General features: G+C 58.7%; 19 protein-coding genes and 1 pseudogene. 2 read left to right on the forward strand and 18 right to left on the reverse strand.

From position 1 onward, the window contains the following. Nucleotides 1-74 precede the first annotated feature (74 nt). The 7 genes from JWR14_RS22960 to JWR14_RS22990 all read right to left on the reverse strand — a co-directional run bounded on the left by JWR14_RS22960 (nucleotide 75) and on the right by JWR14_RS22990 (nucleotide 7,081). Nucleotides 75-797, reverse strand: coding sequence for a response regulator transcription factor (locus JWR14_RS22960; RefSeq protein WP_299712420.1), 723 nt, complete (start codon nucleotides 795-797; stop codon nucleotides 75-77). Beyond that, the gene (locus tag JWR14_RS22965) at nucleotides 787-2,346 is read right to left on the reverse strand and encodes an alkaline phosphatase family protein (RefSeq protein WP_277032792.1); all 1,560 of its coding nucleotides are present in this window, start codon (nucleotides 2,344-2,346) and stop codon (nucleotides 787-789) included. Before JWR14_RS22965 ends, JWR14_RS22960 begins: the two co-directional genes overlap by 11 nt. Then, nucleotides 2,343-3,053: an energy transducer TonB gene (locus JWR14_RS22970; RefSeq protein ID WP_277032794.1), complete on the reverse strand. Its 711-nt coding sequence runs from the start codon at nucleotides 3,051-3,053 to the stop codon at nucleotides 2,343-2,345. The genes JWR14_RS22965 and JWR14_RS22970 overlap by 4 nt, the downstream gene beginning before the upstream one ends. Before the next feature lies 1 nt (nucleotide 3,054). Next, a complete protein-coding gene (locus JWR14_RS22975) occupies nucleotides 3,055-3,453 on the reverse strand; it encodes a biopolymer transporter ExbD (RefSeq protein WP_277032797.1) in 399 nt (132 codons plus the stop codon). Between the two features lie 2 nt (nucleotides 3,454-3,455). Then, nucleotides 3,456-4,148 (reverse strand): MotA/TolQ/ExbB proton channel family protein, encoded by a 693-nt coding sequence (locus JWR14_RS22980; RefSeq protein WP_299712429.1) that lies wholly within the window; start codon nucleotides 4,146-4,148, stop codon nucleotides 3,456-3,458. 14 nt (nucleotides 4,149-4,162) lie between these two features. Next, nucleotides 4,163-6,334 carry a TonB-dependent receptor gene (locus JWR14_RS22985; RefSeq protein WP_299712432.1) on the reverse strand — a complete coding sequence of 724 codons (2,172 nt, stop codon included), beginning with the start codon at nucleotides 6,332-6,334 and terminating at the stop codon, nucleotides 4,163-4,165. Between the two features lie 291 nt (nucleotides 6,335-6,625). Next, a complete protein-coding gene (locus JWR14_RS22990; RefSeq protein WP_366144587.1) occupies nucleotides 6,626-7,081 on the reverse strand; it encodes a Fur family transcriptional regulator in 456 nt (151 codons plus the stop codon). Between the two features lie 735 nt (nucleotides 7,082-7,816). Between JWR14_RS22990 and JWR14_RS22995 the strand changes: the two genes are divergently transcribed. Continuing rightward, entirely contained in the window at nucleotides 7,817-9,550 is a 1,734-nt protein-coding gene (locus JWR14_RS22995) for a hypothetical protein (protein ID WP_299712438.1), read from the forward strand. A 371-nt stretch (nucleotides 9,551-9,921) separates the two neighbouring features. Here the strand turns inward: JWR14_RS22995 and JWR14_RS23000 are convergent, their stop codons facing one another. From JWR14_RS23000 to JWR14_RS23040, 9 genes are all read right to left on the reverse strand, one after another. After that, complete coding sequence (locus tag JWR14_RS23000; RefSeq protein ID WP_299712441.1) at nucleotides 9,922-10,824, reverse strand: hypothetical protein; 903 nt, start codon at nucleotides 10,822-10,824, stop codon at nucleotides 9,922-9,924. A 22-nt stretch (nucleotides 10,825-10,846) separates the two neighbouring features. Beyond that, nucleotides 10,847-11,608 carry a DUF6345 domain-containing protein gene (locus JWR14_RS23005; protein ID WP_299712444.1) on the reverse strand — a complete coding sequence of 254 codons (762 nt, stop codon included), beginning with the start codon at nucleotides 11,606-11,608 and terminating at the stop codon, nucleotides 10,847-10,849. Nucleotides 11,609-11,642: 34 nt separating this feature from the next. Next, complete coding sequence (locus tag JWR14_RS23010) at nucleotides 11,643-12,488, reverse strand: hypothetical protein (protein ID WP_299712447.1); 846 nt, start codon at nucleotides 12,486-12,488, stop codon at nucleotides 11,643-11,645. Nucleotides 12,489-12,503: 15 nt separating this feature from the next. After that, on the reverse strand, nucleotides 12,504-13,379 hold the full coding sequence (locus JWR14_RS23015; RefSeq protein WP_299712450.1) for a HEAT repeat domain-containing protein: 876 nt from the start codon (nucleotides 13,377-13,379) through the stop codon (nucleotides 12,504-12,506). After that, nucleotides 13,363-15,540 carry a hypothetical protein gene (locus tag JWR14_RS23020; RefSeq protein WP_299712453.1) on the reverse strand — a complete coding sequence of 726 codons (2,178 nt, stop codon included), beginning with the start codon at nucleotides 15,538-15,540 and terminating at the stop codon, nucleotides 13,363-13,365. The genes JWR14_RS23015 and JWR14_RS23020 overlap by 17 nt, the downstream gene beginning before the upstream one ends. Nucleotides 15,541-16,350: 810 nt before the next feature. Next, on the reverse strand, nucleotides 16,351-16,599 hold the full coding sequence (locus tag JWR14_RS23025) for a DUF1214 domain-containing protein (protein WP_366144588.1): 249 nt from the start codon (nucleotides 16,597-16,599) through the stop codon (nucleotides 16,351-16,353). A 355-nt stretch (nucleotides 16,600-16,954) separates the two neighbouring features. Further along, nucleotides 16,955-17,521: a DUF533 domain-containing protein gene (locus tag JWR14_RS23030; protein ID WP_299712455.1), complete on the reverse strand. Its 567-nt coding sequence runs from the start codon at nucleotides 17,519-17,521 to the stop codon at nucleotides 16,955-16,957. A 1,363-nt stretch (nucleotides 17,522-18,884) separates the two neighbouring features. Then, nucleotides 18,885-19,085, reverse strand: a complete 201-nt coding sequence (locus tag JWR14_RS23035) for a hypothetical protein (protein WP_299712458.1) — start codon at nucleotides 19,083-19,085, stop codon at nucleotides 18,885-18,887. Nucleotides 19,086-19,490: 405 nt separating this feature from the next. Beyond that, complete coding sequence (locus JWR14_RS23040; RefSeq protein WP_299712460.1) at nucleotides 19,491-19,724, reverse strand: hypothetical protein; 234 nt, start codon at nucleotides 19,722-19,724, stop codon at nucleotides 19,491-19,493. 446 nt (nucleotides 19,725-20,170) lie between these two features. On the opposite strand from JWR14_RS23040, the gene JWR14_RS23045 reads away from it, so the two are divergent. Beyond that, nucleotides 20,171-21,238 (forward strand): AI-2E family transporter, encoded by a 1,068-nt coding sequence (locus JWR14_RS23045; protein ID WP_299712463.1) that lies wholly within the window; start codon nucleotides 20,171-20,173, stop codon nucleotides 21,236-21,238. Between the two features lie 183 nt (nucleotides 21,239-21,421). Here the strand turns inward: JWR14_RS23045 and JWR14_RS23050 are convergent, their stop codons facing one another. After that, the gene (locus JWR14_RS23050) at nucleotides 21,422-21,841 is read right to left on the reverse strand and encodes a hypothetical protein (protein ID WP_299712466.1); all 420 of its coding nucleotides are present in this window, start codon (nucleotides 21,839-21,841) and stop codon (nucleotides 21,422-21,424) included. A gap of 382 nt (nucleotides 21,842-22,223) precedes the next feature. Next, a pseudogene (locus tag JWR14_RS23055) lies at nucleotides 22,224-22,506 on the reverse strand (hypothetical protein); the annotation flags it as partial.

Here is a 22,506-nt window from a genome sequence, read left to right on the forward strand (position 1 = left end):
ACAGCGCTATTGCCGAACTGACGAATACCAGCAGCAGCCAGCCGATGCTGCCCGGATGCAGGCGCGCGGCACGCCTACTCCGCAGCCTGGAGAATATAGCCGACATTACGTACCGTATGGATCATCGCCGACATGCGCCCGTTGAGGCTGACCTTCCGGCGCAGATGGCCGATGTGCATGTCGATCACGTTGGTCTGCGCATTGAAGTGGTAGTTCCAGACCGACTCGAACAAGAGCGTGCGAGTGACGACCTGGCCCGCGTGCCGCATCAGGAATTCAAGCAAACTGTATTCACGCGGCTTCAGGTCGAGCGTCTGACCGGCGCGCTGCGCCCGGTGCATGGCGGTGTCCAGCATCAGATCGCCGACGCTCAGAATCGAGGGTACCCCCGCCGACGATTGGCGGCGCAGCAGCACGTTAAGGCGTGCGGTCAGTTCGAGACTGTCGAATGGCTTGGTGACGTAATCGTCGCCTCCGGCACGCAGCCCCCGCACACGCTCATCGACTGCGGCAAGCGCGCTCAGGATTAGCACCGGGGTTCGCTTACCGATGTTACGCAGCGTCGAAAGAATCGACAGGCCGTCTATATCAGGCAGCATGCGGTCGAGCACCACGACGTCGAACTCTCCGTCCATAGCGCGCAACAGGCCGTCATGCCCTGAAGACACGCACTCGACCTCGAAACCGTAGTCTTCGAGCGCGGCCCTGACTTCCAGGGCCGCATGCGGGTCGTCTTCGACAACCAGAATGCGGTACTTCCGTCCGATCGAGCGGACGATGGCCTGTTCACTTGCCAATCGATTGTGTTCCAGGTTGAGCCTGCGCGACTTGCCGAAGTGGATTCCAGTTCCCGTCCGGCAGCACCGGCGTGCCCTCTTGCGCAACCGCCTGAAGTGCGTTCACCGGTAAGCCCAGCGCGGCCAGGATAGTCGGCGCCACCTGCGTGGTCGACACAGGATAGGTCACTTGCTGGCCGCGCGCGGCAAGACGCGGATTGGACACAAGCAAGGCAACCCGCGTGTCGTCGTCATGGAATCCCCCATGTTCGGCTAGTTTGCCATCGCCAGGTGGCGTAAATATGACACCGTCGCGGGACACGACAACAATATCCGGCGTACGGCTGTCTCGCGATGGCGAGGGAAACCGAAGTGCCAGACGCTCGCCGCTCACGACATCGGCGATACCGAGCGCGTTCGCATTTGCCCGCAAGGCAGCACTCACCGCAGGGGCAGCCGAGGCGTCATGCAGCCAGATCAACGCGCCGTAATCCGTGGTCAACTGGGCGAGCGCACCCGGTGCGGCCGTGTCGATCACGCTTTCGAGCCGACGCTCGTCGATCTTGTTGAGCAGGCTGGTATCGATAGGACCATTGCCGTGCTTGGCCGTGACGATGATCAAGGTATCGTCACGCAAGCCTTGCCGTTCAAGCTCACTCACGAAACGCCCGATCAACTGGTCGGTATGTCCGATCGCGCGATCCAGCCCCGCTGTCAGATCGCCATCCGCATTCTTATACCCGTAGATTTTTTGCGCGACATTGACCGCCTGCAGATTCAAACCGAAAACGTTCGGTATAACTGAACGCTTTTTCCCGTCGTGCGTGAGGCCGTCGATCTCATTGACGATCACCCGCCCCTTCATGTCGTCATAGTCTTCGGTCCGTGGAAGCGAACCGGTGATCTCCTTCGCTGCCACGTTGCTGAGACCTTCGTAGTTCGCACCAATCTCCGGCAGGAACAGGTCGTCGACACCATGCCCCGATGGTCCCTGGACCAGTTCGTAGGTCGGATGTTTGTCAGTCCAGGCGGTATACCCCCCGGCCGCATGCACTGCTTCGAAGATCGTGTTGACGCGCAGGTAAGTGTGGGGATAAACCGGCACGCAACCGTGCACAGGGTCTCGAGGCAACTTGGCAGGGTCGATAATGTCATGGCCATCGGTGGCGGCCAGATCGAGTGATTCGTCGTAGCGAACGCGTGTGCCGAGCCGGTTGCAATCGCTCCCCGGCGCGGCCAGCGCCCGGTCGTACGAATCATCGTAATAGACGCCGGTCACGGCCGGCGTGCCGCCGGTTACCAGCGCCATCAGCCCGGGAAACGAATCAGCGGGAGCAACGGTATGGGCGTTGGTGTAATCGACGCCCTGCTTCAGAAGGCTCGCAAGCGCGCTGTCCGGATGGGCATCGACGAAATGCGCGAGATCGCCGGTGTGCAGACCGTCGACACTGATCAGCAAGACGTGGCGCACGGGCGCGTCAGGCGGCAGCGACGCCGCCGGCGTGGCGGCGGTTGCGGCGGCCGTGGACAGGATCAGCAGAGCTGCAATAGCGGAGAGTATTGGTTTCATTCGTTGGCGTTCAAATTGAAGGTTACCCAGAGCTGTTCGTCCAGGCTTCTGCCCATCTGGGCGGGTTCGGGTTTCGGATAGGCCGCATCCCTGACGGCCGTAAGTGCCGCACGATCCAGGATTGCACTGCCGCTCGATGTGATGAGCGTTACGTCCGATATGCTGCCGTCGCGGTACCGGAAGCTAATTCGCGTGCGGCCCGCCATGCCAGCCATGCGTGCCGACTCCGGGTAGTGAAGCGCCGCCTGAATCGCGGCACGCATGGCGCTCTCAAAGTTCGGGTTGGACACAGCAGGCGCCGCTGCAGGCATCGCAGCAGGCGGTGGTGGCGTTGGTACCTGCGGCGTATCCGTGGGCGCTGCAGACGGTGTTGCGGGCTCCGGCATCGGGGTCGGCATGCGTGGCGAAGCGGTGGGCACCGGACGCGCACGGGCAACACGGGGCACTTGATGCACCGGGATAACCGGACGCGCCGCGGGTTGCGGCTTGGGAACCGGCGGCGCTTCCGGCGCGGGCGCGGGCGCAAGCTCTGGTGCGGGCGCGATCGATAGCATGGTCACAGGTGGTACGACCGGCGGCGCGGGCTTGTGGGCCAGCATCAGATAACCCCCGCCAAGCAGTAGCGCTTCGGCGAGCAGTGCGAGCGCTGCAGCCGGATAGAAACGTCGTCGTTCCGGCACGAAGCCGGCAGCAGAAGGAGTCGCCATATCACTTCGCCGCGGGTTGCGCAGCAAGCGCAATCTGCGAGACCCCGGCTGCACGGCATGCATCCATCACGGTAACGAGGTCCTGGATCTGCGCCGCCTTCGATCCGGCGATCGTCACTACCGTATGCGATGCATCAGGCCGCGCCGACAGCATCGCGGTCAACTGGGCGGAGGTCAGCGCACGGCCATCGACCGACATCCTGCCGTCGGTAGACAGCGTCACGGTCACCTTGGGCGGCGGCAAAGCGACAGCGCTCGCACTCGACGGCAACTGAGTCTTGAGGCCGGCATTCGGAATCATGTGCAGCGTAATCATGATGAAGAACACCAGCAGGAAGAACATGATGTCGATCATCGGAATGATCTCGATCCGGGCCTTTTTCGCTTCGAAGTAGTTCATTTTCAGGCCCCTTGCGAAGCAAGTTTCCCAATCACGCGTGGCCCTGACCCTTCTCTCAGATCCTTCGAGTGCTCGTACGATCCGCTCGCCAGTCGATTGACGAGTGCAACCTTTAGTGTTTCAAGCTGATGCACGACCGCACGCACACGGTTGTGCAGCCCGTTGAAAAACACAAGGCCGATCATTGCGACAAACAACCCCGACGCCGTGGCGATCAACGCTTCGGCCACACCGCCCGTTACCTGCGTGGGTGCGTTGCCTGGGTCGGACAGCACCTGGAATGCATTGAACATCCCGATGATCGTGCCGAAGAGCCCAAGCAGCGGCGCGAGCGTGACGATGGTGTCGAGCACCCACAGCAAGCGGTCAATGCGCGGCGCTTCACGCATGATCACTTCCTCGAAACTCGCGTCGAGTTCTTCCCGCGTTCGCGGACCATGAACGCGTGCGGCTGTTGAGAAAATTCGTCCGATCGGCAGACCCCGATATTTCTCGGCGAACATACTGAGCGTCGATGGGTCGAGTTGATCGAAACGGTCGATTTGCTGGAGCGCGGCGTGCCCGCAGCCTGAGACCCGGTGCAGGAACCAGGAGCGTTCGATAATGATCGTCAACGCGACAAACAGCATCGCCAAGATGACATAGAGAACACCTCCGGAATGGTTGGCCAGGTTCAGCAGCGTGTTGAAAGTCATGCAGGCAAACTCCTTTAAAAGTCGGTCGACACGGTGCCAATGATTGCGCGGCCCGGAATCGTCCAGTACAGCGGCGTATTGTCGGCAGCGGTGAAGCCCGCAAGCGCGTTGATGCTGGTGCGGTTGAAGATGTTGTCGACTTCAAGCCCAATGCGCGTGTTATGCAGCCACGGCGCCAGGCTCTTGATCGTGTAGGAGGTCGCGAAGTTCGTCACCATAAAACTGCCGATAGGTTGCTGGTCACCTGTGGAACCAAACTGGTGGCCCACGAACTTGGTAATCAGTGACCCGTTCAACGGCCCGCGCTCGTAAAGGAGGCCCAATGCCGCGGTGCTTTGCGGTGCATTCGGCATCCAGTCGCCGCTGCTCTTTTGCTTGGCTGAGTTGAAAGTCAGGTTGCCGTACAGGCTAAAGCCAAGACCGGCGTAGTACGTCGCCTCCGATTCGAAGCCCTTGTACACCGCGCCGCCCGCGTTCGAGAACGTGGTGTTACCGCCCACCGTCTGACTTGTAACCGCGTTGAGGAAGTCGATGTAGTAAAGGTCGGCGGATACTGTCAAACCCTTGCTTTTATAGGTCGTGCCGATCTGATAGTTGTTGGTCTGCTCGGGGTTCGGCTGGCTCGATCCCGACGGATTCGCCACATAGAAAATGTTCAGGTTCGGTGCGAGAAAGCCCTGTGCAAATTGCGCATAGGCGCTCCAGTTCGAGTTGATCTGCTCGTGCAGCGTGACCGACGGAAGCACCTTCGTCCAGGTGTGACTGTAGTTCACCGGCACGCCGCTGCCCTGGTCCACGGGCGCATCGATACTGCGATTGAACGACACGTACTTGAGGCCGGGCGTCAGTGTTAGTCCGAGGGGCAACTCCCACGCGTACTGTACGTAGGGTTCGAACGTGAGCAACGTGTCGTGCATCGTGAAATTAAGCGTCTGGAGCGCAAAATTCAGCGAGTCGTCTACGTTCATGTTGTCGCGGAAGTTCGACTGATGCGTGAGCCACCCGCCAAACTCCAACGTACCCGGACCGATCTTGCGTTCCGCCGTCGCGATGTCGCCGAACGCCCGGTAGTTGTTGGCTATCTGCTGGCCCGGCACGTTATTCGAGCCGAAACTGGTGCCGTTCGGGGTCTCGCCATTCGGGTCCAAGCCGTTGAAACCATCGTGGTAATAGGCGTAGGTATAGAGCTTGTTCTCGATCTTCCACTCGGCAATACGGGTCTGGACATCGATGTATTCCATGTCCGTATTGATCCGGTCGAAGTTATAGCCGGAATAGGACTGACTGGTCGGATCGTTGCTAAGTCCGAAGTTCGGGCCGAACTGATGAATCTGCGCCGCGGTCGCACCTAGCGATACGTTTTGGTGGATGCGGTTGTAGTTCGCGTACACGGTGACGAGCGTGTCGTCGCCAATAGGCTTTTCCAGCTTGAAAAAGATGTTGTCGCGGCGTTGCGAGGCGTTGGTCAGATAGCCGTCGCTGCTGGTATGACTGTAGCCAACCATGGCGCGCGCGTCGCCCCACTGCTGCATATCACCTGTATTGAATTCCGCGCCCGTGAACCATGTGTCGAAGCTGCCGTATGAGCCCAGCAGAGATACCGACGGTGTCATTGACGGCTCTCGCGACTGGACGGCAATCGTGCCGCCGAAGGTCGCAAAGCCGATCTGCGATGCGTCGCCCGGGCCCCGATCGACGGTAATGCCACCAATATTCTGCGACGTAAAAAACGATGTCGAATGGTGCGTGAAGTCGTTGGAATCGCCGAACGGAATGCCGTCGAATGTCACGTTGAACTGGCCGTCCTGGAAACCGCGAATTGACAGGCTCTGGGACTCCATCAGGCCCGCGCCGTTTGGGTTGACGCTGTTCACGCTCGGTGCGATCTGGACGATATCGCTGTAGTTAGCCGTGGGTGCGGTGCTGTTTTGGATATAGTGACGGTTGATGATCGATTGAGGTTCGTCCGCTGTCAGCGAGCCTTGCGTGGGCGCCTGTGCCGACGCCGACTGCGGACCGGCCGAGGTCGAACCGCCGCCGGACGAGTTGGACGTGGCGGTGCTTTGCACCGCGCCAAGGTCCCCCGATGCCTGCGCGTGAGATAGCTGAGCAGCAGTTGCGCACAATGAAGCGAGAACGATATGCGCGAGTGGCTTCTGGCGAAACCGTGAACGTACCCGTTGCATTTTTGATGCGTCCTTGTTTTAGATTTCCGTCTGGATGGAAGTTGACAAGGCGCATCTTAGAGACAGCACATTAACCGGTAGTGATGCCTATCTTACGAACTTAAGCATTGCATTACGAATGCATAACGTGCCCTTCGTACGCGTGATTGTGCTGTGAGATGACGTGCTTAAGACGTGCTTAAAATTCCTGCAGGATACCTGACGACCTGGACAATCGGTCGGCGCATCTGGTGAAAACACACACCGCCGGCCACGAGGCCTTGAAGGCCCAGGGCATACGCGTTGAATGCTCTACCCCCTGTCTGATTCATCCGTGGGCTTCGGTGCCATCGCGCGGCAATTGTGACAGTACCCGTGCAGCACCAATTGTCGTCCCACGATTGAAAATCCCACGCTTTCGCCGATTTCCTTCTGCCTCGCGTCGAATGCGGAATCGTGAAATTCCTCAATCTTCCCGCAGCTCATGCATATGGCGTGGTCATGGTCCGGACCGTCGTTCAACTCGTACACAATCTTGGTCGAGTGCAACGTGCCGCTTCGCAGTATCTTTGCGTCAACAAACTGCTGGAGCACACGATAGATGCTCCCGAAGCTGATGTGGAGCTTCTCGTCGGCGACGTGTCGGCAGACATCGTCAGCAGTGAAATGCCTTTGCTGTTCATCGCGAAAAAACGCCAGCACTTTCATTCTCGGCACGGTCGCCCGCAATCCGACGCTTCGTAGTTCCTCGGCAACGTCGAAAGGCATGTCTAAATTCCCGCCTCACCACCGGCCCAACAAAAGGCGCTATGGATGGATCGCGTTCGCTCGTACGACTCGGCGTTAATTCGAAATGGCATTGAGTGGGGCAGTCCAGACCTGTACGTTTTCCGACCTCGAACTGTACCTATTTTCAGCTTAAGGATTGCTTAAGCGACCCTGTTGCACGACAGCCGAAGAGGTATTTGTAAGGAGAATCCTGGTGACGAGCTATTGCCGGTACGTCGTAAGCAGTTTCCAAACTTATGATTTGGATTACGAACTAATTATTTAGATGAGCATGACCCACACGCGACTTTAGCGAACCTGGCGCTGTCCGCGTCATGTGAGAGATGAATTGGCAGGTTGGGCGGGTGACCAACGAGCGAGTCTGACCGGTGCAGGAGACCCTGCGCCCGCCAGAGCGCCGCCCCAGACGCTACGCCAAGCTAGCTTAAGGAATGCTTAAGCCGGCTCCGGTCATCGAAATTTATGAATGTAAGAAACCACACTTCTAGATGACACGCACCCTCTGCACAATCCGGTCACTTTTCTGTCGGGTCGGCCGAGCATCCGGGTCTGCATGACCGCGCTTCACTGCACGTCGCGGTCGAGGCTCCACTGATCCCTGCGCCGGCAGGGTCCCAAGCGTTCCAGATGTCCGCGCGTCCTCGCCATGAGGACGCGCAAGTATCGACCAGTTTTTGGTCGATTCGTTTGTCAATTCAGGAGGCCGGGGAAAACATGAAGGTACGTTCACTAGTCACGCTGTCCACGCTTACGCTCGCGAGTGCGCTGCTCGCAGCCTGCGGCGGCGGCAATAGCAACAATAATTCAACGCCGAACGGCGCATCGACGCCCGCGGGTGCATCGGCACCTGGGGGCGCTTCCGCTCCGGGCGGCGCATCCGCGCCCGGCGGAGCATCGTCGCCAGTTGTCGCGGCAAGCGTGAAGTGGTCACTCGACAGCGGCGTACAGCCCACGGCTGCACTGATCAATGTCGGCACCTCAATTGGCAAGGGTGCCGGCGCAACGCCGTTCACCCTTGCGGATCTCGCGCTCGACCCGAAGAACACGCAGAACGTCGCCAACCCGTTCGTCACGACGGGCACCGTGCCTGACCCGGCCGCCGGCTTCTGCGATTTCTCGGTCACACCGGCAGTCCACAAGAACTACGCGACGGGCTCGAAGTTCGTTATTCCGCCGACCGATCCGATGGTCAACATGGCGCCGTTCTACTTCCCATTGGTCTATAGCAGCAATCTCACCACAGTACCGAACACGAACACCACCGGCACGACGGCGCCGATCATCGGTCTGTTCGACTGGCGCCCGAAGGATCTCGACGAATCCGTGGTGGCAGCAGAGTCGGACGACAACGGCAAGACCTGGTTTTTCATGCAGAACGTGCTCGAGCTAAACCCTACGCTGTGTCCTTCGGCTGTTACCGGCACCAACAGCGCGACCACCGCGGATAACGGCTGGGGACACGCTTCGATCCTGCAGTTGCCGGGCACCGCAGCCGCGACGGGCCAGATGCTCTACACGCTCAACCGCGATCCGGCAAAGGTCGACGTGGCGCCGCTGAACGTCATTTCCTTGCCATTCGCCAGCAACAAGTTCCCGATCTGGAACACAAACGCCTCGACCGTCGGCGCCGCGGACATCGAGTCGATTGCCACCGCGACTACCAACACCCCCGGCACGGCCACGCCGTTCACGGTTCAACAGACCACAGGCCTGCTGAACCCGGACGGCATCATGGCGGTGGTGCCCAACACCGATCCGACCAAGCCGACCACCGTGATGTATGTTCAGAAGATCCTGAACGGTGACAACACGGGCTCGACGGCCATGCCGGTCGCGAACCAATGCACGCGAGCACCCTTCAGCGGCAACACAAACCACGACATATCCAACGTGCGGCTCGCCACCACGACCGACGGCGTCAACTTCACGGATGCAGGCGTGGTTGCTGGCCTGAACGATCCGACCACGGTCGACTACAACGGGACTCGCTGGATCAGTCCTCGTGGCACGCTGATCGACATCAACGGCGACGGCAGCCGTTGGGGCCTGTACTTCTCGGGTGGCAACTGCCTTGACGGCGACTCGGACGCATTCCATTACATTGGCTATGCAGAATCGAACGACCTGAAGACGTGGACGGTCTACAACGACATCAATAGCCCGATCGCTTCGATAAACGCAATCACGACGACCAACCAAGGGGGCTCGAAGGCGACGGTCACGGTCCCCGCCAATGCGCCTGTCATCCCGACGCAGACATGGTTTGCACAACGTTTGTATGCTCCGACTGCGACGCAGATAGACGCAACGCACCTGAGCATGACATTTGCGGGTTACGGCGTGCAGTCGCCCAACACTAACCTGCTGAACTACCGGCAGATCGGCAACGTGATGCTGACTTCGAGCAAAGCATTGCCGAAGGCGCCGAACAATATCAACAACCAGTAACAACAATGCTTGAATGACCACAGCCCCAGCGCGGTTCCGACCACGCTGGGGTTGATTCACGTCCGGTTATGAGGGCGATGCGGGCATGAAAACCCTGCGGCGGACGGGTCTTTGCAATACGCTCAGCTTTGATTTGACCTTTGAGGTGACGCAATCGATAAGCCGCGATCTCCGCCGAGGCAGCGCCTGGTCAAATTCCCAGCGGCTGCGCGTCTTGACACGGTCTGGGCCGACTGCTGTCCGACGTGGTCGGCCGAACCCGTCCGGTATTCCGCGATCACCTCGTTGATCCTGGAAATCTCCAGATCAGTTGCAGGGTGGCGCTATCGTGAATCTTATGCGTTGGCGTGACTTGGCCACGCCGCTGATCTTCAGCTCGAAGCGCCATCACGATAGCGTTGCCGTGGGGTTTGCGGCGGTACTGTTGGGGGCTGCGGCACAAGCCTTTCCGGCGACCTCAGGGCCGCAGCGCCCAAGTATCCCGACCGCACGGCTGCACGGCCCGAGAAAGGGCCTTCCGTGGCGGTGATCGTCATCGATAGTACATAGGCAGGCTGAAGGTAGCGCTGCGACACGTCCCATGCGTGCTCGAAATACCCGAAGCGGATGTCATCGATAGTGACGAGGCCGCTGCCTTTCTCGCCCCACTCGCGCAACGCCTCCTGCTGAACCACTTCCGTAGAGCGCAATGGAACATCATCCGCGTGGACTCCCGAAATATCTCGCCAGATGCGATCGATGCCGGTGAGATCGCCTTTGTGATCGATATACACCATCACCTTTCCACCCGGACCCTCGACGGGAATGCCGTCGATAACACGCCCGAATACCACGCCAACATCGATGACACGATGCTCAGCGAGCCCGGTGCGCGGCTCCGCGACGCCAACGTTGAGACGCGTCACGCGCAACACTCTGCACTCATCGAGCGGCACGACTGAGTGCGCTTTGATAATGCCTTCGGCCAAGCGGATCGCCGTCTCGTCGTCGAACTCGACACGCGAGGTGCCATCGTCGACCTGCCAGCGCGCCCTGTCGTGAAAGCGTAGGCCGTGCGACGCGTGATGGACAACGAGCTCCAGCGATCCTTCGCTGTAGCTCGTCTGGCGCGAGTCCTGGCACAGCGAGCCGGTTTTCATGTCGCCTTTGAGCCCGAAGCGGCGTGCGACCTCGAACACGGTCTTCTGGCTCACTCGCGTCGGCGCTAGCCGAAAGATGCGCACCCGCTCCTGCGGCACGGAAGGTGACTTTGTCGAAAGCTGGAACGTCGGCATCGTGCCTCTCCTTCTCCCGCAGCTATCCGCGCCACTTCCAGGCGAGCCAGTTGGTCGCGTGGACGTCGAACCAAAGCCAGTCAAGGGTCTCGCCGTCGCGCCGTGCGATAGCTTCGTCGCGCGTGAAACCTGCGGCGATCGCGATCGGGCGCACTGGTTGATCCGGACTCTCGAGAGAATATCCCGTGTCGAGCCAGGCATTAGCAATCGGAATTCCCCGGCAAATATCGAGGCCAAAGGAGATCCGTCGGTTCCGCGTTGTCGGCCAGAGGCGGCCGATGCCAATGAATCCAAGCAGCAGATGAGCGCCTTGCATCGGCCCACCCCACATCTTGACAATGTGCTCGGCGACCGTGTCGGAGACGATATCGCAACTGTCGATCGCCAACCACTTGAGCCGGTTCGAACCGAGCCTCCATCGCGAGCTGATCGACCTGCACTTAAGGAAACCTGGAGCGATGTGCCGCGACGAGAACCCGATATTGAACGCCGCGAATGGATCCGTTGTGTAGGTAGAGCCGCCGTGCCCGGCGGCGTAGCAGAAGTGGACATTGTCGCTCCAGCGCAGCGAGTCCCCCCCAAAGTCAGGATGATCGAAGTCCGCCGACCATGCGTTGTCGTTACCCCAGTCGAAAATGTCATCGTGGCCGCACGAGCGCATGGCGAGCAGGAAGCCCTCCGCGCAATCGGCCGCAAACCTGAGATTGGGCACAGCCGGGCATTCCGCGTCGTTCTGTGGGTAAATGTTGATCCACTCCACTCCGACTCTCACCGTATTAACCATGCGGCCCTCACATTCGTTGTCGAGCGTTCCTTGCCTAGAACGGACGCGGGTTGCCGATGCGATAGGCGACCGCATTCACAAACTGCGAACCGAGGCGCCCGTTGTTTCCGAAATTGCGCGCTGTCTGCGTGACCACCAGAGGCACCCAGGGTTGGGACATCTCGGCGAGATCGGCATCGAACTCGACGGCGATTTGGTATGGCGAATGGAACAGCAGATGACTCGGGTTAGTGTCGTAGCTATCCATGGTGCCGGGTTTGAAATCACTCACCCGGTGCGGATAGAACCAATCCGCGTCGCGAGAAGGCGATCCGATCTTGATGTGCGAAGTATTGAAGTCGTGTTTGTACTGCCAGTGATGCCACGACTCGTGCAGCATGACTGACGCGCGGTTGCCCGCCGAGTCGCTCGGCGATCCGAGACTGAACAGCCGGCAATAGAGATTGGTGCGATCCCGCGCGAGGAAACGCCCCGTCTGCGCCCGTGCCTCAGACGTTGTGTCAGGAGCTCCGGTCGTGCCGAGCCTGTTGTAGAACGGTCCATGAAAGCGGTTAGGTGCTGCGCGTGACGAGCTCCTGTAGTCCTCGGTCGAGTGCCATTGCAGCGCAAAATTGTCTGTCAGCGTGTAATTGATAAGAAACACAGCGTTGACGACCTTTGCAAACGGCAGGCTGACATTGCACGCATCCTTCAGGCCGTCCTGATACCACGATAGATCGGTGAGGTCATACGCATCCCATACCCACATGTATAGGTCGCGCCAACATCCATTGTAGAGACCGGCTACCGTCGTTTCCTCCAAATTTGCGCCAGCCACGCAGTGCACGGGAGCGGACGGAGGTGGATCTGAAGGCGAGCCGGGCTCGCTGGGGTAAGTCATAAGTCTCTCCTCAACTTACGATCGCGGTTCCGGCAATCGATGGGTTGGTTTGCGCGCGATGTGCGGCGCCGGCGGTCGTTCCTCGGGATGTTGCTCGTAAAAGGCGGCCATTTTCTCGGCGAATTGCGCCGGGTCGCTGTCGCGCGTAAACCGAGGGAGCCCGACGAGCTTCGCCTCGTCGCGTCGCGCCGCTGCACGGGCCCGCTCGATTGCTTCGGGGCTGTCCTCGTGGTTGTAGATATATGCGTCGAGCGCCGCGAGGCGCACGACACGCGACTCGTGATATCGCGCAAAACCGAGCACGGCCTCGAACGCCTCAGAGCTACGAATCCACGCGAGCATTTCCACCGCCCTCGCCCTCAGCATCGCTTCCGCATCGAGGTGCGAAATGCACGTCCCACATGCACGGTGATTCAACGCCTCCTTCACGATGCTGTTCACTGGAAGGCCGATGAATTTCACCAGCGGCTCTACAAACTCCTGCTGACGCATCTCGCCGATGATTGAGAGGAGGAGCAGATGTTGACCGACGTCGCCGGCTGGCAAATTGAAGAGGCTCGCGATTAACGCGGGCGCCACTTCCTCGTCGGAGCGGGCCGCGGCGACGGCGTCGCGCACAGCTTGAACGTCAGAGATAGGCGTGCCGGCCACCCAGCGCACAAATGCGTCGATGGAGAGCGCGTCGAGCTTCACGAACGGCTCGCGCTTGATCATCGAAGGATCGAATGCCGGCGGCTCCGACTCACGCGGCATTGTCGAGATCAGGTTGGAACGCTGTCGACGAGACCCCAAGACATACCCACCCACTCCCGTTGCGACGAACGCGAGCGCGACGAGCACTCTTAAAGGCTTGCGTTCCAGCATGGGTTCCTCGCTATGTGGTGCCTTCACTGTTGCAGTTCGGACAGGGCGTCGCGAGCGCGAACGCCGCATTGTCGCTCGCGTTGTATCCGGTGAGCGCGCTGTAGCCATTGGTCGCTGTCGCCATGACATCGAGGCGCTCTGAAAACGCGGCGTTTGAACAGGACCCGAGTAGCGTCGAGATGACGATGTCCTTCGAGTCCGTGAAGGAGCCGATCTTAATGAAGCCGTTGCTCCCCGCGTCCCCCACGACTCCCGAAGTTGACGCGCCCGGGATGACAGGGCCCGACCCGCGCGCGGTCACGAACGAGTAAGCCGCGAAGCCATTCGCGTGCCACGCGATGAAGGACACGGCTGCGGTGTCCGATGGCGAAGTGTAGTTGTGGAATCCACACACCGGGTCAGGGGTGACGGTCCCGCCGACCGCGAGAATTTCTGAGCCACATCGGTTGTTGTCGACGCGCACCACCATACGGAAACCCATCGTGTTACCACCGACGAAAATTCGGTTGTACGCGGGCGCGGGCGACGTCGTGATCGTGCCTGTTCCGAACGGCGCATCCTGGTCGGTGATGCGTAGGTCGATCCCCTTGGCGGTCCAGTCGACGAGGACACCCGCCGCATCGAAAAGCTCGAGCTTTATCTCGTACCGCCCGGCTGCAAGATCGTCCGGCCACGGCGGACCGCCCAGTGGCGTGCCCGCGAGCGACGCTGTGTCAAAGTACGCGGTTGCGAGATCAATGTTCTCGTTGAGCACCACCCACTCGTTGCCCGCCGGTGGCAGCAGCGGCCGGATACGGAAGAGGTTCGGCGCCGGGGCGGCGTTGGGGCCGGACGTCGGCATCGGGCCGATGAAGTCAGACGGGTAGCTCGTTCCGACGGTGTAGTGTCGGTATACGTCGCGTGTCATCACGGACCACACGTTAATCGGCACCGAGCTCTGGTCCACGGTCGTGGCGATGCCGTCGGCACCGCTAAGGCGACGATACGACCAGCGGTAGTATGGGATTTTTTTCACGTCAATGAGTTCGGTGCGGCTGAAATCGACGCGTGGCTCGAGCGTTGCACCAAACGGCTGATTCGCACTGGTAAGTCCTTCCGCCCCGACCGTCTGCACCTGACGCACGGCGATATTGCGCCCGATCGACAACACCACGACTTGACACCCCGGTAGGTCGGGCTCGTCGTCACAACCCGGCACACGGGGGTCCGTGATGTGGATCGTCACCTCGGAGCCGCACATGTACTCCCAATACGTATTGCACGCGATCCACGGGTGGTAGACGGTTTCGAAGCCACTGCCGAAATCGTACTCAACCCAGAAGTAGAGATCGGGATGGTCGCCGCCGCAGCGGTAGAAAATCATTGTCTCAAAGCGGCCGAGTGTGTCCGTCGTCAGCATCGCTATTTCATCGCAACGGAAGAGCCACCACCAATGCGGCCAATGGCAAAACCACGGGATCAGAAATTTCCAGTTGTTGACCAACGTGTTGCGCACCATCAACGGTGACGTACTGTAAAGCGCGACCTGAATTTCAGGCGATAAAAGGTTGTTGTAGCGCGGGGGAAGCGGCTGAGGATTGAGACTGGCGACAACTCCAGGTGGTAGCGGCTGCGGATTGAGACTCGCGACTTCGCCAGGCGGAAGCGGCTGCGGATTGAGACTTACTAGAGAACCGATGTCTTGAGCGAACCGGAGCACCGAGTCTTTGGAGCGAGCGGTACCTTGCACGATAGGCCACGGATCCGGCCCAGGGCCTGGAATTGGTGGCTTGAGAATGACACGCAGCAGATCGTCGCGAAGACGAAACACATCCGCGTCCGGAAGCCTTTCTATCCACCATGGGATGCGGTCCACCTCGCAAATGTGAACGCGCGCATTGCAGACTGCGCGATTGTCGCTTTTGCGCACAGTTCTGCCATGCACCCAGCAGAAGCAGAACGGCCAGATATCGATGATGGAGCCCGGAATGTCGATGTGGTCCGTTAGCTCGCCGCCGGCTTGCAGTACCGGCTGGTACGCACCAAGGCGTTCCATGAGCGCCGGGGTGAGGCGCTTGGCGTTGATCTTCTCGCTCACCGGTGCGACGAATACTCGCTCCCGGCCGAGTCCGGCCTTCGGTATGCTCAACTGGACTTTACCGTCACGAACAGCCACCTGTTCAAGCAACTGGCCGCGAGCATCGAACACGTAGACGACAAGCGGATGCTTGAAGTCCGGTCGTTGCGCGGTTGAAACCTGAAAAGTGACTTGTCTTGTCGGGTCTTGCGGTTGCCTGGCCATGGACTATTCCTCTGAAAAGCAAGCGCGCCGCGCACGATCAGGCCTTCTGGCTGACTAAGCGTTGCACCACCGGCTTTGCGAGTCGATCGAATCAAATGGTCCGCAGCGCATCCGCTGTTAGCGGTGCGTTTCTTGTTGAGAGTCCACATCTAAAGGAACACGCGGAGTGTCGTGCGCGGTGTGCCTTAACTACGGGTGCTTTTAAACGACTTACCCTTTTGTCGGGTCGTTAGCGTGTTTTCAAAGAAGCTTAGGTTGCGATCCGCCACAAGACAAGGCGAATACCCATAATTCAAATTGCACAAATCGAAAAACTAACAAACAGTAGCGAATTAAATTCGTGTTAAAGACTTATATAGTGCATGCCAATGCAATTCAACTAACCGAACCTGAGTCGGCTGAAACGTTCATTGATATGTGCGGTACGCGCGCATCTGGTTCAACGGTGATGCGAGGCAAGCGACCGCGCGCCATCGGTGTTTTACCCGCGTAAAGCCGACATTCGAATGTCCCGCAAAGCGCCAGATCAAATGACAGCTGCTGGAGGAATTAAGCGTTTCCACGATCATCTCCTTTCCAATGAAGGGAGATTAATTGTGCGCGTCAATGGATGGTCGCTGACCGACCTGAGCTGCCGTTCGGTTTGCAGCCAATGCAACGACCGGCCGGAGTCAGGCCATCTATGGTCGGTCGTCAAATTAAATCAATTGGTGGCTGTTATTTCGCCCGGGCGCCACGTTTTGTCAAACCAGAACTGTTTGGGACCGTAAAGCCGGAGGAACCAAACCATCCTTTGCCCGGGATCGTCTGAATCCAGTTACCTCCTTTTCCTTCGGGCGCCTTTGGACCGGAGTACACATCGACCGAACCGTCTGGGTATGATTTCACAGTTTTCTGGTCGCTGCTGATACCGGGGTACTGTTGGTCAGTCTGAAGCAGCGAGCGTGTTTGCGGGTCATAGACAATAACCGATGCCGACGCCTACAGACACCCCTCGCACAGAGTTGGTCGACAGCGCCAAGCGCTGCTGCGACCGGAAAACGAACTAGCCTCTTCATGTGCTTTCTTCTTGCCTCGAGTCCGCTCGAACGGCCGACTGGCATGATGGCGGGAAAACGGGGCTAGACAAAAAGAGCGTCGAGCCAAACCGTTAAAATCAGGAGTTTTAGATTGCTTCAAGGAGAGGCGCGATGAGTGAATATCCCGCGTCGATGCACCTATCAAATGGAGGTTCGAAGTCCTTCGGACTGAGCCGAAGCGCTTGCAACACTGTCCCCAAACTGTAGGGACATTCATCTGCAGTACCCCGTTGACGGCGCTACTACAGAAAAGACCTCGCGAGGTCTTCCAAGACTACTTTTTCAGCCTTTGCAACTCTGCTACCAATGCCCAGAAATCCTCCTGCTACGTTTGCAATCTCCCGGGCACGATCGAGGATGGCGGACTTGAGGGTCTGCCTGGCTTCGTTGTCTAGTGTTGCCGACAGCGCCTGAATATAAGCCTTCCACTTGACAAGCATGTCGGGGGGAGGTGGATTGGCGAGCCACTGTTCGAGTAGTTGATAGCTCGTCTCCTCTTTGTGCAGGCCCTCACTATTCGCAGCGGAAAGAACAGCGGCTCGCTCGCGGCTGTCGATGTGGCCGTCCGCCCATGCCACCACGACCAGGGGGACCAGCGAAAGGGCGGCCAGCGTTTCGCCCTGAAGGTTGAGAGCGACAAGCTTATCGAGCAGAGCGTCATCGGTGATACCCGAGGCCGCTGACAATGCCTGCTTTTTCGTCTGAGTTTCTGCCGACTCTCTGAGGCGCTGGCGAAGCGCTTCATTTTGTTTGGCAAAAAAAGACTCTTCCATCGCTTTCGCTCGATCACCTAACTGGTCTTTACTCATCGTCTCCCCCATAAGAAGAATCTGCTTCACGAAACGGATACAGATGTCGACGCGCGAATATGACGTGCGGGGGCGAAGGATCCAATTCTGGCGCAACCCGGAATGGCTCGATCTGCCTACCGTTGATCACTTGTCTCACTCGACTACACCCACAAGATCTTCAATGTTCTTCTCGATACGAAATCGGGCCTCCTTTATGGCCTCGTCACATGTGTCGGCAACAAACGGCAGCATCAATCCAGTACCCTTGAGATCGTGTTCGAAGAGCACCCACCCGGCATAGAAGCAAACTCCGGAATCTTTCCTCGCGACGTTCAGTGTCACGTCGTATGTGCGGTGCTCACCCCGTGTGCGGGTGTATTCAAACCTCGATATTTCGCGTATGTGCACTTGGTCTCCCTCATGCGCAGCCGTGTTAGCTTCGGACCATCGCGTCCGTCTATTCGGGCCGCGCCTATGTCCTTAAGTTTCAATTGATCGGCTTCCACAAGGCGCTCGTTGGCGAAGCCTTACTGACTCGCGCCCGATGCAGGAGTCACGGAGACAGAAGCGTCCGATGCCGTCGATGTGGCGCTTGCCGCGCCAGGAGCAGCGGTTTCGGTTGACTGGTTGCACGCGGCAAGCGCTAGCGCAGCCAAAAGGGACGACAGGAGGATAGAATTCTTCACGGCCAAGTCCATTGAAATTAACGGTACGGTTCAAACGCAAGGTGTGAGGGATGCGCTCTGTGTCAGCTAACCTCCAACCGCTCGGGAATGTCTGACGGTGCGTTGCTCCCGGCATGAACAGTGTGCTCGCAACGAAAGCTTATTGTAATGTCTATTTTTCATGGAAAGGCAACTGTTACCTTTTTCCGCGGGACGCTTAAATAGCTCGAAACCCTGCTCTGCTGCCCGTGAGAACTCAAAAGCCAGACTTCATTTTTTGAGCCACCGGCCCAATGACGCTGGGTGGCCAGGGCACTGATAGTCGGCTGTGTTTTGACGCCTTACGGCCCATCTTCGACGCAGGCGGTGAGGTTTCGGAGCCGCTCAGTTCGGCCATTCGAGCCAGCACCGAACCGTGTAAACCACTATCGCTGCGTACGCTCCAGTGCCGGACGAAGATTCGGCGGAGATCCACCGATTCGGATTCGGTCTTACGGACGAAGCGGCATGTGGCCCTACTGGCATGTGGCCCTACTGGAGAATAGTCTCTCTCCGCACGGCTCGATGGTTAGTTGCCCATGTGGAAGACGGCCGCGCGCTCATTGGAATGTTGAGAGCGATCGTCACGACGGCTACCGTTGACTACGACTCACTCATCGGTCGACAGTTTGACGATCATTTTTGATGACCGCGCTTCTTGCTTTCGGTGAAGACGGCTAACAGATTATTGTCATCAAACAATGCCGCCTTATCTCCGCCTTCGCATGCTCGATGGCGCACTTGAACGCATCGTCGCGTGTCTCAAATGTGCCCAGCGACCCCGATCCGCGCTGTTCCTGGTTGCCGTCCACGATAATCACCATGGACGAAAATCCCGATGGAATCGGCGCAACAATCGGAAAAATTGTTGAGCCCATGAAAACCATCCTCGGCGACTCCATTGCTGCCTCCTGTTCGTCAAACTGGGTCATGCCCGCGTCTTCAAATTTCGGACTTAGAAGTCTTGTGAGGAAATTTACTGGTCAAGCCCGATTCACTTGCACCCGATGCCAAAGCCGCCGACGTATCGCTTGAAGCGCTCGGAGCAGTCGTTTCGCGAGAGACGTTGCAGGCAGCAAGAGCATCAGCAACCGACAGGGGTACTACAAGGAGAGATTTCTTCAAGATTCGTCGTTTCATGACTCAAGCTAAGCAACAGCGCAAAGTACTGGCAATGTGCTTTGCGAGAAACAGTCATCAACTACCTGCAAAGTGAGGGAGCGCTGTCCTGACATGGACGCTTGCTTGGTGTTGCTTAGAATCACTAAATAATCATCGTACCATTACGCGATTGAATGGCCTGCGAACGGACAACGAGGCATTGGTTCACCATCGACAAAAGCAGTCGCACTGCGCAAGGCAAACTCATAGGCGGAATTTGGGTTCGCGAATTGCCCCAGATTGCCCAATGACGTGGATTCACCGTCCTCCTCCAAGATACAAGCGCGGGCTACGAACGTATTGCCTTGCCTCGTAACTGAGGGTTGAATCGCCGCGCCATGGTGATATAGGACCATCAAATCGCCTTTGATATGTGAGTTAAGAAAGGTTATTGTAATAGCTCTATTTCAGAAAAGGTGACGGTTACCTTTTCCCGCGAGACGCTTAAATATGACAAAAAGAGCGACTTGAATCGAACGGTGGTGATGTGTAGTGGGCATTGCTCCTGCGCAATGAACTGGCCCGGCGGGGATCCTGAACAAGAAACAAGTCTTCGAGGGTGCGCCCGGTTTTAGAAGCGTCAGTCGCGAATCTCATCGCGGGAAGCCATCGCCATAACGACGCTGAATAGATTTACGCAAGCCAACAACATCGACGATCAGTCTTGCAAGAATGAGGACTATAGATTCTCGAGGGCGCCTCTACGGGAGCGAAATCCTGCGAGCGGGCGCAGATTCGGGGAAAGCGTGATTCCGTCACCGCACTCGCCAGTTTTCCGAGAATCACAACAGGCGTTTCATGGATGAGAGCTACCCCAATGCCGCTGGTAAGGCGCGTCATTCTCGTGCTTCTTTTGGGCGGGCTCGTCGTGCTGAGCTACGTGGTGCTACACCTGTTCCTGGCGCCGGTGGCCTGGGCCACCATCCTCGCCTACGTCACTTGGCCCGCCTATCAGCGCTTGCGCTTGCTCCTGCGCGGGAACGTCACCGGTAGCGCGCTGCTCATGACGGTTATTCTCACGGCGGCATTCGTTCTGCCGGTAGTCTGGCTGATCATGCTGCTGCGCGGCGAACTGGGCGGCGCCTATCAGGCCGTCGCCGCATACCTGGTCAATGGCCCGCACCAATTGCCGGAGTTCATCGCGCAGATTCCGTGGATTGGGCAGTGGTTGCAGGGACTCCTGAACCAGGTAACAGGTGATCCGGTGGCCCTTCGCGCGCAGGTCGCGGAGTGGGCCGAGCAGTGGATCAGCGAGATCGGCCAGTTCATTGGCGGTGTGGGTCGCAATGCAACGAAATTGGGCTTTGCCTTGCTGACACTGTTTTTCCTATACCGGGACGGCGATAGCGTGTTGGACCAGGTGCGCCGCGTATTGCGGCGTTTTCTGGGCAATCGCCTGAACGCCTATTTCACCGCGGTCGGCGGCACAACCAAGGCGGTCGTCTACGGCCTCGTGGTGACGGCGCTCGCGCAGGGAGCACTAGCAGGTGTGGGTTACTGGGCCGCGGGGATGCGGACGCCGATCTTGCTGGCCGCGTTTACCGCGCTAATTGCGTTGATACCATTTGGCACGCCATTCGTATGGGGATCGATCGGCGTCTGGCTACTCGTTACAGGACAAACACTGACCGGTGTCGGGCTTTTGCTCTGGGGAACGCTGGTCGTTAGCTGGGTGGATAACCTGATCCGTCCACTCGTGATCAGCAGCGCTACCCGGATCCCGTTTCTTTTGGTCCTGTTCGGTGTACTCGGTGGGCTTGCGGCCTTCGGCCTCGTAGGGCTGTTCTTGGGCCCCGTTATCCTTGCGATCCTGATGGCGGTGTGGCGAGAATGGCTAGAGGAACAAACAACGGTCAGTACCGGAACATAAGCCCGGTCCATAGAACAGCTAAATAGTAGTTTTCTTCGCGCCGTTGCGTGATTCGAGGCCGGGTTAAAGCACCCGGCCTCGGCGATCGTGAAGGCGGTTGATTTCGTCTTGTGCGGCGCAATCGAGTCCGTGAGATATGGGCGGCTGCGGCAGGCGCCCCGGAAAGACCCTAGCCGATCCAGATTAGACCTTTACCTCCCGATTGAAGCGGTCGATATACCCCTGACGCAAAGGCGCAAGCTTGACCCAGTCAATGGATTTGAAAGTGTCAAGTTCCGCGGCGCTCCGAGCGTAATGCTGCAATCCTTTCGAATAGGGGACCTGCGTATTGGTGGGTACGAGATAATACGGCGCATCGGCGAGCTTGCCTTGCACGCCGGCATCCAGCGCCGCGTTGATATAGGCTGCCGCCAGCGCGGGTTCCTTGCTGTTCTTAACGACGTGCATCGACGTGAGCACGATACCCCAGCCTGTATCGGGACGCGCCAGTTCGACCGGCACACCTTTCGCCTGCAAATCGCCGACGTTGTTGCTGTAGTGCGGCCGGAATCGGTTCGACAAACCCCTGCTGAACAGCGACTGCGAACGAGCCTTCGTCGGCAACGATAACATCGAATGGGGGGTTATTGCGGGCAGCCGCAGTCTTCGCAATGATTTCCAATGGCATGGTGGGTATCAAATTCACTGACCCGCCGCTCGACTTTTCGAATGCAGGAATGAGGAAGCTGCGATGCGCTGTTTCCCATGCGCCTGGAAAGGTAGCCGCAGCGATACGGCCCGCCGCGAAGCTGCGGTGTATGCCGCTGGCGGAGACCAGGGCCGCCGCGCCAACAGTTTTCAACAGGGTCCGCCGCGAACGGCTGTATGTGGTATTCATGCTCGAAGTTCCTTTCCGTTGTGAGGTAAGTTGCGCCGGTCAGAGCGGCATACGGGCGCCGCATCCTGACAGTGATCCGGCATCCGATGCGGATCACCAGAATTCCGCCTAGCGATCGAAGCGTGCTGGGTAGACCGCTTTGTCGATTGCCGTCGCGCAGCAGCGATCCCAGATACGCCGGTACGACGGAAACATTCTTTCGACCTTGGTTTCGCGGTCGGCGATGATCGGTGCAAGTGCGCCCCACTCCACCGCGATCTCCTCCAGCAGCGAGGTTTCGTCAACGCGTGTCAGCCGGCCCTGCTCGAGCACCGGTTCGCCGTCGACAAAAACGCTGGCGAGGTTCGCTCCGGTTTCGTTGAAGACAAGCTGCCTCAATGGATCGTTTAGC

The sequence above is a fragment of the Caballeronia sp. genome (genome assembly GCF_028292365.1).
GTDB lineage: Bacteria > Pseudomonadota > Gammaproteobacteria > Burkholderiales > Burkholderiaceae > Caballeronia.